General features: G+C 51.6%; 11 protein-coding genes. 4 read left to right on the forward strand and 7 right to left on the reverse strand.

Translation table 11 applies throughout. From position 1 onward, the window contains the following. Positions 1-95: 95 nt before the first annotated feature. The 7 genes from KDM87_RS09010 to hutU form a co-directional block, all read right to left on the reverse strand. On the reverse strand, positions 96-1,748 hold the full coding sequence (locus KDM87_RS09010; RefSeq protein WP_212678777.1) for a diguanylate cyclase: 1,653 nt from the start codon (positions 1,746-1,748) through the stop codon (positions 96-98). Next, positions 1,749-2,141 carry a response regulator gene (locus KDM87_RS09015; RefSeq protein ID WP_212678778.1) on the reverse strand — a complete coding sequence of 131 codons (393 nt, stop codon included), beginning with the start codon at positions 2,139-2,141 and terminating at the stop codon, positions 1,749-1,751. Between the two features lie 41 nt (positions 2,142-2,182). Continuing rightward, positions 2,183-5,902 carry a DUF748 domain-containing protein gene (locus KDM87_RS09020; RefSeq protein WP_212678779.1) on the reverse strand — a complete coding sequence of 1,240 codons (3,720 nt, stop codon included), beginning with the start codon at positions 5,900-5,902 and terminating at the stop codon, positions 2,183-2,185. 439 nt (positions 5,903-6,341) lie between these two features. Further along, a complete protein-coding gene (gene hutI / locus KDM87_RS09025) occupies positions 6,342-7,550 on the reverse strand; it encodes an imidazolonepropionase (RefSeq protein WP_212678780.1) in 1,209 nt (402 codons plus the stop codon). Next, positions 7,550-8,185, reverse strand: coding sequence for a HutD/Ves family protein (locus tag KDM87_RS09030; RefSeq protein WP_212678781.1), 636 nt, complete (start codon positions 8,183-8,185; stop codon positions 7,550-7,552). The genes hutI and KDM87_RS09030 overlap by 1 nt, the downstream gene beginning before the upstream one ends. A gap of 3 nt (positions 8,186-8,188) precedes the next feature. Beyond that, positions 8,189-9,730: a histidine ammonia-lyase gene (gene hutH / locus KDM87_RS09035; RefSeq protein ID WP_212678782.1), complete on the reverse strand. Its 1,542-nt coding sequence runs from the start codon at positions 9,728-9,730 to the stop codon at positions 8,189-8,191. A gap of 136 nt (positions 9,731-9,866) precedes the next feature. Continuing rightward, positions 9,867-11,570: a urocanate hydratase gene (hutU, locus tag KDM87_RS09040; RefSeq protein ID WP_212678783.1), complete on the reverse strand. Its 1,704-nt coding sequence runs from the start codon at positions 11,568-11,570 to the stop codon at positions 9,867-9,869. 182 nt (positions 11,571-11,752) lie between these two features. Between hutU and hutC the strand changes: the two genes are divergently transcribed. The 4 genes from hutC to KDM87_RS09060 all read left to right on the forward strand — a co-directional run bounded on the left by hutC (position 11,753) and on the right by KDM87_RS09060 (position 13,747). Further along, positions 11,753-12,463, forward strand: a complete 711-nt coding sequence (hutC, locus tag KDM87_RS09045; RefSeq protein ID WP_212678784.1) for a histidine utilization repressor — start codon at positions 11,753-11,755, stop codon at positions 12,461-12,463. A 149-nt stretch (positions 12,464-12,612) separates the two neighbouring features. Then, positions 12,613-12,810 carry a hypothetical protein gene (locus KDM87_RS09050; RefSeq protein WP_212678785.1) on the forward strand — a complete coding sequence of 66 codons (198 nt, stop codon included), beginning with the start codon at positions 12,613-12,615 and terminating at the stop codon, positions 12,808-12,810. Positions 12,811-12,861: 51 nt separating this feature from the next. Next, positions 12,862-13,509: a DUF2242 domain-containing protein gene (locus tag KDM87_RS09055; protein ID WP_212678786.1), complete on the forward strand. Its 648-nt coding sequence runs from the start codon at positions 12,862-12,864 to the stop codon at positions 13,507-13,509. Positions 13,510-13,528: 19 nt separating this feature from the next. Then, positions 13,529-13,747, forward strand: coding sequence for a DUF3820 family protein (locus KDM87_RS09060; RefSeq protein ID WP_212679237.1), 219 nt, complete (start codon positions 13,529-13,531; stop codon positions 13,745-13,747). Positions 13,748-13,793 lie beyond the last annotated feature (46 nt).

Genomic DNA, 13,793 nt, shown 5'->3' on the forward strand with positions numbered 1-13,793 from the left:
TTAGCTTAATGTAGACGAATAAAAAGCCTGAAGCATCTTCAGGCTTTTTTATTGCGCGTTCGTTTAGCTGTAATGCCGCATCCGCTATGCGTGTCTCAGGCGATCGTGATGCAATTGCGTCCGCTTTGTTTGGAGACATACATCGCCGCATCCGCTGCATCAAACAAGGTATCAACATCGCCAGATAACTCAAGACCAGCAATTCCCGCAGAAAACGTTGAAGAAAACTCCCTGTTTTCTGAATGCTGAAGAATTTTCGCAAATGCGATACGAACCTGATCCAGCACCTTGCGTGCAGTACTCGCATCGGTATTCGGAAAAATAACAGCAAACTCTTCACCACCATAACGCCCGACGATATCGGTGCGGCGCAGACGCTGGCGCAACAAACGCGCCAACATACGTAATACATGGTCGCCGGCAGCATGCCCATGCTGGTCATTCACCTGTTTGAAATAATCGAGATCAATCATGGCTAATGCCAGCGGCGTCGCATTGCGGTGTGCCTGCAAAATCTCGGCGGCAAGATGTTCTTTGATCGCTGTATGGTTATATAAGCCAGTCAGACCATCGCGCATAATCAGCGCACGCAGGGAACGGTAGCGCTCGGCGCGCGTTGCCAACGATGAGACCAGATAATCCGGCGCCACCGGTTTGGTAATGAAATCATCCGCACCAGCGCGCACGGCTTCTAACTGCTTTTGCGGGTCAGCTTCGCTGGATAAAAACACGATAGGCACATCCACATACGAATTGTCCTGCCGGATCAGTTGCGACAACTCTATCCCGCTGCACAGCGGCATGTAGACATCCAGCAGCAGCAACTCAGGGCGGAAATCTGTCATGACAGATAATATCCGGGACGGCTCATTCAGCAATTGCACGATCATGCCGGCATTGCGCAAAATCGCGCCGTAATAGTTCGCCGTCACCACATCATCATCGACGATCAGTATCCGGTAGCCTTTGGTTTCATCCCGCTGCAATATCGTATCGATTCTTTCGGTCAGCTCAACAACATCCACTGGCTTAGTAAAATAGCCGTCGCCCTTGGCGTGCACCGCCATCAGGCGCGAATCAAAACTACTCGATTTCGAAATAAAAATCGTTGGAATACGCAAGCGTTGCAGTTGTTCTACTTTCTTTATTTCTTCGACTCCGCCAGTGCCATCTTCGACAGATCCCATATCGATCACAATCACATCCGGGCGACGTCGCGCCACTGCCAGAGCCAGATTTTTCGATTGTTCCACGCTGACGGTCTCGTAACCGAAATGCTCAAGTTGGGTCGTAATTTCCTGATTTTGCCGACAATCCTGATTGACCAGATAAATCAGCCGTGACTGATTACCGGGCAAGGCCGCTTCGCCCGCGTCTGCGGATGCGATATCACCCGGCGCATGTTCCTTGTTGAGATTGTTTAGCGCGGCAGCAAAGTAATCGCGAATATCACGGGCGTAATCTTCCAGCTCAGTCTGGCTCCACTCGGTGCCGCTGAGTAATGGCTTCAGACGCGACTCAAACACCCGCGCCTGCACACCCAGATCTTCAAAGCCGAAAGTACCTGCCGAACCGGCCATCGTATGCAGATGACGATGTAAAGCCGTCAGTGATTCTTTGTCCTGTGGGTTGTGCAAATACTGCCCTAATGCGCCAGTAATCTCATCAAACCGGGAGGGTAATTTCTGCAAAAAAAGTGCTTCCAACTTACGCAGTTTTTCTTGCAGGTTATCCATTTTTTCGGACATCTATTTTCTTTCCTGCCAGAGTTTAACGACCTGTGCGGATAACTCCATAGGATCGAAAGGCTTCGCGATCACGCCGATGGCACCTAAAGAATAATACAGCTCCAATTCAGATGCCTGCACTTTCGCCGTCATAAAAACGACCGGCGTCGTCGCCGTCACGGATAATTGGCGTAACTCAGCCAGTGTCGTTGGCCCATCCATATTCGGCATCATGACATCGAGCAATAGCAAATCCGGCACAAAACCCGCTTTCACCTCAGACAATGCCTGACTGCCTGAGCTGCAGGTCTTCAGAACAAAGCCGCCAACAACTTCAAGGGCAATCTGTGCCACCGTCTGTATATCGGAGTCGTCCTCAACATATAAAATGTTGACCAGGTTTGCAGATGTCATTCTCAGTCCTTAAACAAAATTGTTACACCGTACAGATCAGCTTATTTCAATGAAAAATCAACGCGGTTTGGAGCTCCCTTATCTTTGATGCCATCCGCATTCAGTTTGGGGGCAATCAGGAACATGCGTTCGCGGCTCACCAACGCCACATCTTCAAGATAATCGCGCACAGTATCTGCACGTCTTTGCGCCAGGTCCCGTAAATCATCAGTGTCCACCGTCAGATTTTGCAATAACAACTGTTCCGCTTCTGCGTCTGGCAGAGTTTTAGCCAGCCCCAGCACATTCCGTGGTTTATTGAATTTTGCCGCATCGTATAAGGATTGCAGAAATTTATGTCGTTCGTCTGCCGTCAGTGTCAGCGACTCCGCTTTGATACCGCGATTTTTACGCCCAAGCTCACGCCATTTAGCTTCACGCAAACGATTTTCCAGCATTTCATGACGTACGCCCTCAGTATCGCTTTTGACATCGACGCGGCCGATAATATCGAGATGCAGGCTGGTGCGTTCTTTCAATGCTTTCGCCAGATTGTCGAGTTTTTCGGTTGCTGCCGGGGTCAGAACTGCACTGCCAGGATTAAATTCGAGATAAGCGAGCTCTTCACCACCACCGAACATCGATCCCAGTAAAGCAAACGGCGACGTCACGGCCTTGGTAATGATGTTCACGAACACTTTAAAAATAATGCTGCTCACAGAAAACTGCGGGTCGGCTAATGAGCCTGAGATGGGTAAATTGATCGTTATCCGGCCTTGATTGTCACGCAACAGCGCCACTGCCAGCATCACTGGTAATCTGGTTGCACTCGGGCTATCTACTTTTTCACCGAATGTCAGTTGATCCAGCCTGACCTCATTCTCTGCAGTCAATTGCTGGTTTTCTATCTTATAACTGGCTTGCGCTGATAATTTTCCTTTTTCAATCGCGTAACCCGCGTATTTGGCCGCATACGGCGTCAGCTTGGTCAGCTCGATACCGTTCGCGCTGCCTTTAATATCCAGAAACACCGGCGTTGATAATGGGTTCATGCTACCTGAAATCAACAGCGGAGCATCGTCATCCACCTTACCATTCAGTTCCACCGTCGCCACTTGTGGATTATCGGATGAAATCGCGCCTATGCTGCCGCTGATGCCAGTCAGATTGGCATGGTAATTCGGCTGTATAAAATTATCGGTAAAGTTAACGTTGCCACCGGTGATAACGGTTTGACCTATGCGCATGACGACAGAAGATGGCGTACCGGTGACCGGCACTTTCTGCGTCACGGTGGTGCTACCGGCAAGGCCTGCACTGGTTTTCGGCGTCATTTCTTTCGACGTCGGCACTGCGATTGCAGGTGTGTCCTTCGCGGTTTGGCTGACCACAATATTCTGCAAATTCAAGCGCGCCTTGTCAGACAACACCAGACGCGCAAAAAAATCATTCAGACTCAGTTTTTTTACATCAATCAGTTGTTTGGTTTTTCCTATGTTCGCGTGTATGCCTTCAGCGGAAATCGCTTTCCAATCCAGAAAATCTTCCTCTGTACCATTTTCAAATATCTGAAAATTATTCAGACTCAGCGTGCCGTCGTAATCAAACTGACGATCGGCTTCCAGGATATTCGTCAGCACCAGCTTACCTTTGGCAGTGCCGCCACCTTTAACAATCTGCACATTCAGAAATTGTGAAAAATACGAAGACAGTCGCGCGATCGGCAAACTCTCGGTATCCAGATTCACGTTGACTTTTTTCATGCCGGCGGAACTGCTGCCATCCAGATTCAGCTTAGAACGCCGGTTCAGCTTCGATTGCAGACGGAAGCTGATATCTTTAGAAAAATCACTGCTCAGTTGACCCAGATTCAGGCTGATGCTGTTCAGGTTTAATTTCACTTCCGGAGTAACAGACTGATCGAGAAAGTCGATTTCGCTGTTTTTCAGATCAAATTGATTCAGGCTGATTTTCCACGGCGCAGCTCCTTTGCTGGCCGCGACAGCCTGGTCAGTCTTACCGGCTACGACTGTTTTACTTGCAGGCGCAGAAGCCATCGGCTCAGGCAACCAGCTCTGCATCAGCATCGCCGCCGATTTATCGCGCCGGATATCGCCCCGCAAGCCATCAAATTCCGCAGTTCCCATCTGTATGGCGCGGTTCGCGGAATCAAACAATGTTTTGTTCAGCGTAAAAGATTTCAGTGCAACGCTGCCGTCGCTGGCTTTTCCCTTCAGCAGCAGATCACGCAGTCTGAGCGATAAATCACTGAGCTGAAATTCGCCAGCCTTCAGGCTGACGCCGGATTCCGCATCCAGTTTGCCACTCAAGTTCGCCTTCAAAAACGGGTTCAGAAAAGCCTGATAATTAGCAAGCGCCACATCACTGATCGCAAGCTTGCCATTCAGCGCAGAGGAAAAAATCTGCAATTGTCCGTCAAACCCGATTTTTTCATCGGCTTTTGTTTCCAGACTCAGTTTGAATTGCGCTGGTTTGACGTCTTTCGCAGTCGATAACTGCTGCGCCTTCAAACTGATGTTTTGCAATTCCAGTTTTTGTTCTGGTCTGGCGTGCACGGCGTCAGAAAAGTGTATCTGTCCATTCGCCACCTGCAGATCGTGCACCTGCACGAGGGGCGAAGCTGCCGGGGTTGCTGTCGCTGCTGCCGCTGTCGATGCGGATGTTACAGGGGATGTCTTTCCGGCTGCTGCAGTCGTTACCGCACTTGATTTAGCAACGGGCGCGGCTTGCAGATTCGCCCAATTCAGCCCATTTTTCGCATCAAAATCCAGCCATACCTGTGGTGCGCTCAGGCTTAATTGCTGCAACTCTGTCGCCGCCGTCATCAGATTCATCTGGCGGATCTGCGCCTGCAAACCTTCCAGCTTCAGCAAAGGCTGGCTTTGTTTATCTTTCAGGAAAACGTCATGCAAACGCAAATCACCGGACAGAAAAATCTCCATCTGCTTTTTCTGGCTGAATGTCAGATTGAGCTTGCTGCTCAGTCTGGCACTGGCGACCTGCACCGGCAAAGCCACGGGCACATAGGGAGTCAGCTGCGCCAGATCTAATTGATCGAAATCGATCGCCAGCGTGCTTTCATGGGTTTCAGAAAATGGCTTGGCGCGCGCCTGCAAAGAAAAATCCGCACCGTTGATATGGGCAGATAATCGGGGTTCGACAAAACTGTCTATCTGTTTCGGGAAATTAGAAATGAAAGGTAAGCCTACCTGTAAGTCTGTCAGTTTAAATTGCTTACCGAAGACCTGATCATCAAAGACGATAGTGCCTTTGCTGATCTGTATGTTTGCAACAGAAAAACGCAGCGGCGCATCACTTTTGGGTGCTGCAGCAATTTTATCCAGCACGTCACTGACGTTATAGCGACTATGCTGAGCCGCACTGTAACGTACCAGATGCACATCCGGCGCGGTCAGATAAAACTCATCGAGTACCAGTGCGCGATGAAACACGGATGTCATTGACAGATTGACTCTCAGCTCTTGTACCGCTAAAGCTGACGTCTTCTGATCAGCTTCATAGAGGCGCACATTCGTCGCCGTCAGGGCAAGTGAAAATGGAGAAAAACTGACCTCGCCGATATCCAGTTTGCGGCCAGTTTGTTGTTGCACCTGCTCTATCGCCATGCGTTTTACAAACACCGGCAGAAATAAGTAGCTGAGCAACATCAGCAGCACGACCAAGAGCAGCCCCCCGGCAAGCCAGCGCACCGGTCTCCAGCGTTGAAAACGAATAGGAAAAGAAATAACCGGTAATGCCACTGTGAACCTCTGAGCGTAGGTGAAATGAAGCAGAAAACCGCTGCAGGCTTCATTTTTGAATTGAATATTATTTTTCCAGCATTATACGTCTCGCGCTACCTCAAAGCGGGGAAAACCCGGGCTGTGCGGGTTAAATAATGTGTCAAAAGATTACCAGAGTTCATTCGGTACCAATCAACACTCATTCGAACAGAAGCGCGTAAGGATTAAACAAACCATGAATAAGCGCCCGCTCGGGCACGGCTTCATGTTGGTCAGTGTCAGTCAGGAGCAACAGCGGCTAGTCTTCGTTTCCAGTTCTTGCGCTTCAGGAGAGAAAACCGCGCCGGTCAAGATAGGTCATGCAAGCAGTGCAGCAGGCGGTCGGGCTGACTGCCGACTTAAACGCATCCGACCTTGGCTGCTAAGCGTGCACCTCAACTAGAAAAAACCACCGTCGTTATTCTGGTCGCCCGCCGAAAACCCGGCTCCAGAGCGGATTCGCACCGATGTGGTAGGCCAGATCAGCTGGTCGCTGTATTTTCCACAAAATAAAATCGGCTACTTTGCCCACTTCCAAGGTGCCGCTGATGCCATCCGTTCCCAATGCCAGCGCTGCATGGCAAGTCACGCCCTGCAATGCTTCGAGTGGCGTCAATCGGAACAGGGTGCAGCCCATATTCATCGTCAGTAACAGTGAGGTCAGTGGCGATGTGCCGGGATTACAATCGGTCGCCAGGGCAATCTTCACACCGGCAGCACGTAATGCCTGCACCGGAGGCAATTGCGTTTCACGTAAAAAATAATAAGCGCCGGGCAATAACACGGCGACCGTACCGCTGGCGGCCATCGCAGCGATCCCGGCGTCCGTCAGATATTCCAGATGATCCGCCGATAAGCCTTGATAACGCGCGGTTAACGCCGCCCCACCCTGATCTGATAATTGTTCTGCATGGAGTTTTACCGGTAAACCAAGTGCTTGCGCAGCCATAAATACCCGCTCAGTCTGAGCCGGAGAAAAACCGATTTTTTCGCAAAACACATCGACTGCATCCACCAAATCTTTCGCCACCAGCGCCGGCAACATTTGCTCGCACACCAGCGTGATGTAATCGTCTGGTCGCCCGACGTATTCCGGTGGCAAGGCATGCGCGCCCAGAAATGCGGTCTTGACGCGTACCGGAAATTCCCGCCCTATGCGCCGTGCAACACGCAACAGACGCGCTTCGCTAGGCAAATCAAGACCGTAACCGGACTTAATTTCTAGCGTGGTCACACCCTCACTGAGCAGCGCGCGCAGACGTGGCAGGGTCGCTTGCAATAATTCATCTTCGGTCGCTGCTCTGGTCGCCCTGACGGTGGATAGAATACCGCCCCCCTGCCTTGCAATGGTTTCATAACTGACGCCATTCAGACGCGCCTCAAACTCATCACTGCGGTTACCTGCGTACACCAGATGTGTATGGCAATCGGTCAGCCCCGGCGTGACCCAACAGCCCGCGCCATCATGCTGAGCTGTGACCAAATAATTTGCAGGCAAGGCATTGCGCTCACCTAACCAGACGATCTTGCCGTCACGCACAGCAAGCGCCGCGTCATTGATCTCGCCATAGCCATCGACCATCGTCGCGAGGTGGATGTTGGTCCACAAGCTGTCCCAGTGCAACATCAGTCTGCTCCTTTGTCGAAAAATTGCAGCGCAATCAGATATAGGATGGCGCCCTGATCAGCAATCAACTCCAGTGCTATGCCGGAAGCAGGACGTGCTTCACTCAGCAGCATAAGCTCACCACTGCTGAATGTTTCACCGCTCGTCATACGGGCATTGCCAGCAACGCAGTACAGCAAGATTTGCCGAGCTCCCAGCGCATCAATATGATGATGGCCGCTTAATAGCTTACGCATCGTATGAGTACAAACATCGCGGCGCGTCATGATGTTCAGATCTAACACGCATCCGTCTGACAATTCGGCATCCAAAGCCAGCTCGCCGGGAAAGCGATACGGCGGACTATCTTGCGTCAGATGTACCACACCCGGCGGCGTAGTTCCCGGCTCCGCCTTCGTATGCAAAATCAGGCCAGCGTCCGATAGCACCGCCAGCGTTCTGTCTATGCCGTGAAAATGGGAGAATGGTCCGTCCGTCGCGACTTGTGCCGTACTCAGGCGCCAGATAAAATTATCCAGATTGGCACCAGCCGGAAAAATCGCCAGCTCCGTCGTGCTGCCGCCGCCATTTTTCCAGGGCATCGTCTGATAATCGCTCACCGACCAACGCTGCATCAACATACGCGGCATCAACATACGTCAAGCCAGATATAAATGCTGATACAGATGCTGGCATTCAGCGCTGATGCGGCCAGAGACCACCAGTTCTTTGGCCGCCTCGATGTCTGGTGCAAAAAAACGGTCTTTGTCATAGAACGCAACTTGATCCCGCAAGGTCTGATGCACCTGCGCCAGCATAGACGAGGTTTTCAGTGGTGCATGAAAATCCACACCTTGCGCCGCTGCCAGTAATTCGATACCAACGATGGTCGCGGTATTCTGCGCCATTTCATGCAGGCGGCGCGCACCATAGGTCGCCATACTGACGTGATCTTCCTGATTGGCTGAGGTCGGAATCGAATCAACGCTGGATGGATGCGCGTGCGATTTATTTTCGGAAGCCAGCGCTGCCGCTGTCACATGCGCGATCATGAAACCGGAATTCAGACCTGATGATGGCACCAGAAATGGCGGCAAACCAGACAAGGAAGCATCGATCAGCAAGGCAATCCGACGTTCGGAAATAGCACCGATTTCAGCAATTGCGAGCGCCAGCGTATCGGCCGCAAATGCAACTGGCTCAGCATGAAAATTACCACCGGAGATGACTTCGCCGGTTTCTACAAACACCAGCGGATTATCGGTCACGGCATTGGCTTCGATCAGCAAAGTGCGCGCTGCATTATTGATGATATCGAGGCAGGCACCCATAACCTGAGGCTGGCAGCGCAGGCAATACGGATCCTGCACGCGCTCATCATTCACCAGATGCGATTGACGGATTTCACTGCCGACCAAAAGCTTACGGTAAATTTCTGCCGTGGCAATCTGCCCCGGCTGACCACGACTGCTATGTATCCGCGGATCAAATGGCGCATCGCTGCCTTTAGCGGCATCGACCGACAAAGCACCGGTAATGGTCGCCGCTTCCAGCAAACGTTCCGCCATGAATAAGCCATGCAAAGCCAACGCGGTTGATACCTGCGTACCGTTAATCAGCGCCAATCCCTCTTTTGCGGCCAGCACCACCGGCGTGATGCCGGCATCCGCCAGCGCCTGTTTGGCTGGAATCAGTGCGCCGTTAACACGCACATCACCTTCGCCCAGCAGCGCCAGCGTCATGTGTGATAACGGTGCCAGATCACCCGAAGCACCGACCGATCCCTTGACCGGGATGGTTGGCATAATGCCCGCGTTGAGCATCGCGATCATGGTATCGATCACCACTGCGCGGATGCCGGAGACACCGCGTGCCAGGCTGGCTATTTTCATCGCCAATATCAAGCGCACGACCTCATCGGCAATCAATTCGCCCGAACCAACCGAGTGCGACAAAATCAGATTGCGTTGCAAGAGCTCAAGCTGGTCATCCGGTATACGGGTTTTTGCGAGCTTACCAAAGCCGGTATTAATGCCATACGCGGCATCACCTTTGGCAACGATTTTTTGTATCATTTCTGATGATGCATGTATCGCCGGATACGCAGACGCGACCAGTTTTAGCGGCGTCGGACTGATCCAGATGCGACGCAAATCCGACAAGGTGAATTCGTCAGGATGTATCTCAAGATGCTTGCTCATATTTTTTACTTTCTAATAAGGTGTCGCAATGGTTTTTTGCAATGGTGTGTCGCAATACCTGCGCGCCTCTTCAGGCATTTTTGCGCCATGAAGCCCATATTACGCGGGCATTCTCATATCAACTCAAACGGTCTGCTTATTTAATCATCGGTAAGTTCAGACCTTCGCGCTTGGCACAGGCGATAGCCTGTTCGTAGCCAGCATCGGCATGCCGCATCACGCCGGAGCCACAATCGTTGACCAGTACACGTGCCAGACGTTTCGCAGCGGCATCCGTTCCATCAGCCACAATCACCATCCCGGAATGCTGGGAATAGCCCATGCCTACACCGCCGCCATGATGCAAAGAGACCCAGCTGGCGCCACCGGCGGTATTCAGCAAGGCGTTCAGCAAAGGCCAGTCAGAGACGGCATCGGTGCCATCAAGCATCCCCTCGGTTTCGCGATTCGGGCTAGCCACTGAGCCGGTATCGAGGTGATCGCGGCCAATCACGACCGGTGCTTTCAGTTCGCCGTTTTTGACCATTTCATTGAATGCGAGTCCGGCGATATGGCGTTCGCCCAGACCCAGCCAGCAGATACGTGCCGGCAAGCCCTGGAAAGCGATGCGCTCACCCGCCATGTCCAGCCATTTATGCACGCCTTTATTGTGTGGGAATAATTCCTTGATTTTGGCATCAGTCTTACGGATATCTTCCGGGTCCCCCGACAAAGCCACCCAGCGGAATGGGCCTTTACCATCGCAGAACAGCGGACGGATGTAAGCTGGGACAAAACCGGGGAAATCGAAGGCATTTTTTACGCCGGTATCAAACGCGACCTGGCGGATATTATTGCCGTAGTCGACAGTAGGGATGCCCATCGCATGGAAGTCCAGCATTGCCTGTACATGCACCGCACAAGCCTGAGCTGCATCCGCAGTCAGCTTTGCATGTTGTGTCGAATCGTGCTGGGCAGCCTTCCACTGTTCCACGCTCCAGCCTATAGGCAGATAGCCATTGATCAGATCATGAGCCGAAGTCTGGTCAGTCACCAGATCCGGTTTCATGCCGCCCGCTTTGGCGCGCTTGACCAGCTCAGGCAGGATCTCAGCCGCATTGCCGAGCAAGGCGATGGAAACCGCTTCTTTGCGTGCGCAATGCTGCTGTATCAGCGCCAGCGCATCGTCCAGGTCTTTCGCTTGTTTATCGACATAGCGGGTACGCAGACGGAAGTTGATACTGCTTTGCTGGCATTCGATATTCAGTGATACCGCACCGGCAAAGCTGGCCGCCAATGGCTGCGCACCGCCCATACCACCGAGTCCGGCGGTCAGTATCCAGCGCCCGCCCCAGTCGCCGTTGTAATGCTGGCGTCCGGCTTCGGCGAAGGTTTCGTATGTGCCCTGCACAATGCCCTGGGTGCCGATGTAAATCCAGCTGCCTGCGGTCATCTGGCCATACATAAACAAGCCCTTGCGGTCGAGTTCATTGAAGTGTTCCCAGTTGGCCCATTTCGGCACCAGATTGGAATTCGCGATCAGCACGCGCGGCGCATCTTCATGCGTCTGGAATACCCCTACCGGTTTGCCTGACTGTATCAACAGGGTTTCATTGGTTTCCAGCGCCTTGAGCGAAGCCAGAATCTGGTCGTAGCATTCCCAGTTACGTGCCGCGCGGCCTATGCCGCCATACACCACCAGATGCTTAGGATTTTCAGCGACGGCCGGGTCCAGGTTGTTTTGTATCATGCGATAGGCTGCCTCAGCCACCCAGGTTTTACAAACCTTCTCTGCACCATGCGGTGCGTGAATAACACGGCTGGCATCCCAGCGTGGGTCGTTTTGAAGAATCTCTGACATATGGTGTCTCCTGATCTCAGATGATGTGCGGAAAATAGCGCTGGTCATTTAGCTGGAAATTTACTGCAGGTCGCACAAATACCAGCCTTGCCCTGAACATTTTTTGAGTTTAAGTTGTATATACAACTTTTGCAAGCGGATTTTTAGTGAGACAATAACGTATACATTTCAGCAGGAATCCCGTGCCAAAAGTACAAGTTAATGCTCCCGCTTTTCAAACCATCAAGAATTACTTACTGAAAGAAATTCAGTCCGGCACCTGGAAAGAAGGCGACGCAATCCCATCTGAAGCGATGCTGGCAGAACAATTCAAGGTTTCGCGCATGACAGTCAATCGCGCAGTGCGCGAGCTGACCAGCGAACAGATCCTGCACAGAATTCAGGGCTCGGGCACGTATGTCGCGCAGCAGAAATATCAGGCGACGCTGGTGGAAATCAAAAGCATTGCCGAAGAAATCCGTTCACGTGGGCACGTGCATCGAAGTGAATTACATCTGCTGGCAGAGCATCCTGCGAGTGAGCAACTTTCTCAGGAGTTTATGGTCAAACCAGGGCATCGCCTGTTTCACTCAGTGATTGTTCACTTTGAAGACAATGTCGCGATTCAGGTGGAGGACCGCTGGGTCAACTCCAGTGTCACGCCTGATTATCTGCAACAGGATTTCAGCAGCATGACGCCGAATGAGTATCTGGTCGCGGTGGCACCGCTGCAAGGCGTTGATTACCGGATAGAAGCGATGATGCCGCCAAAACACATCGCTGCAATGTTGCAGATTGCCGTGAAGGATACGTGCCTAGTATTGCACAGAAAAACCCGCTCAAAGGGGAAGATCGCCACTGTTGTGACCATGTGGCACCCGGGAAAACGCTACCAGTTTGCTGGCAGTTTTTAATAACAAAATAACTGAGCACGTCATCGAAAAACGTCGCTGACACGTTGCAACAACCAGTCTGATACGTTACGACATAATCTGGTAACAGTCTTGTAACAACGTTCATCCTGTCAAACAGTTAAAATGCAGTCTGAATGAAGGAAATGACCATGGCAAAAAAGAACGAACTTGATCCGGAAACTGAAGCACTGATCGCATGGTGCACAGAAGTCGAAGGTTTTTTAGTCGCCGGTGGTGCGACCGTCGCACAGGCGCAGGATCACATAGAAGAACAAATCGAATGGTTCACCGATTTATTTTTTGATGGTCTGAGTCCCGAAGAAGCAGCAAAAGAGGCGCTTGCTTGAGGATGAATCGTAGTAAAACCAGCCTCTGTTCACATGAAGTTTAGATTAAAAATGCGCCGTTTATTTTTGTACTTATCAGTCGCACTTTCTTTGAGTCTGGTCAGTGCCTGTTCCACGACCAAATCCCCTTCGCAGCAACATGAGGAATTTGGTGCCAGCGGTGTATTTACGCGCAGTTTTCCCGGGACGGAGCAATCCGCCTGTGAAGCAGCGCGACGTGCATTGCTGAGCCAGGGATATGTTATCAACGACTGGAAACCTTCCATCCTCAAAGGTCGCCGCAAATACCAGCACGATGCCGAAGTCCATGCAGAAATCGAGTTTAATGTCGTCTGCGTCGCAAACAGCCAGGGCAGCAACAGCACCACTATATTCGCGAATGCAGTCCGCGATCGCTACTCGCTGAAAAAGAGCAACACTTCTGCCAGTATCGGTGTGAGCGCCATTGGCTCGGTTTCTTTGCCATTTGGCACAACGGATGATGCGCTCGTCAAAGTCGCCAGCGAAACGATACCAACCGGTCAGTTTTATAACCAGTTTTTTGATCTGGTTGAACGCTATCTCGATAGTGTGCAAATGCCGAATGATCCCGATACAGAAAAAAAAGAAAGTGCGTCTGTAAAGGCACCGCCGGTTGAACAAGCAGCCGCGCCAGATCAGGCGGGTAAAGAAATAAGTAAGTCGAATGCCGATAACTAAGCTGCCATTTGAAAAAGCCATGCAAGCAGATGATTTGCAGCGATTGCTGACACTGAAAATGCCTTACGGTAAATACGAAGGCAGATACATCGCCGATTTACCGGGGCATTATCTGGGCTGGTTTGCGCGTGAAGGCTTTCCCAAAGGAGAGATAGGCAGATTATTGGAGCTGATGTACGAGATTGACCATAATAATCTGCGGGAACTGCTGAATCCTCTGCGGCAAGCGTCGAACTAAACTACACGCTCCCTACCCTGTCAGCCTCAGAGAAGAAGTGAAAACT

Origin of the sequence: Cognatundibacterium rivi, from assembly GCF_018139565.1 — a bacterium.
In the GTDB taxonomy this organism is placed as follows: domain Bacteria; phylum Pseudomonadota; class Gammaproteobacteria; order Burkholderiales; family Burkholderiaceae_D; genus Undibacterium; species Undibacterium rivi.

Coding starts and splice junctions, on each gene's coding strand:
- KDM87_RS09030 (WP_212678781.1), bottom strand. CDS start 8,185: ATGTTGATGCCGCGTATGTTGATGCAGCGTTGGTCGGTGAGCGATTAT.
- KDM87_RS09055 (WP_212678786.1), top strand. CDS start 12,862: ATGCGCCGTTTATTTTTGTACTTATCAGTCGCACTTTCTTTGAGTCTG.
- KDM87_RS09010 (WP_212678777.1), bottom strand. CDS start 1,748: ATGTCCGAAAAAATGGATAACCTGCAAGAAAAACTGCGTAAGTTGGAA.
- hutI (WP_212678780.1), bottom strand. CDS start 7,550: ATGTTGCACTGGGACAGCTTGTGGACCAACATCCACCTCGCGACGATG.
- KDM87_RS09060 (WP_212679237.1), top strand. CDS start 13,529: ATGCAAGCAGATGATTTGCAGCGATTGCTGACACTGAAAATGCCTTAC.
- hutH (WP_212678782.1), bottom strand. CDS start 9,730: ATGAGCAAGCATCTTGAGATACATCCTGACGAATTCACCTTGTCGGAT.
- KDM87_RS09015 (WP_212678778.1), bottom strand. CDS start 2,141: ATGACATCTGCAAACCTGGTCAACATTTTATATGTTGAGGACGACTCC.
- hutU (WP_212678783.1), bottom strand. CDS start 11,570: ATGTCAGAGATTCTTCAAAACGACCCACGCTGGGATGCCAGCCGTGTT.
- KDM87_RS09050 (WP_212678785.1), top strand. CDS start 12,613: ATGGCAAAAAAGAACGAACTTGATCCGGAAACTGAAGCACTGATCGCA.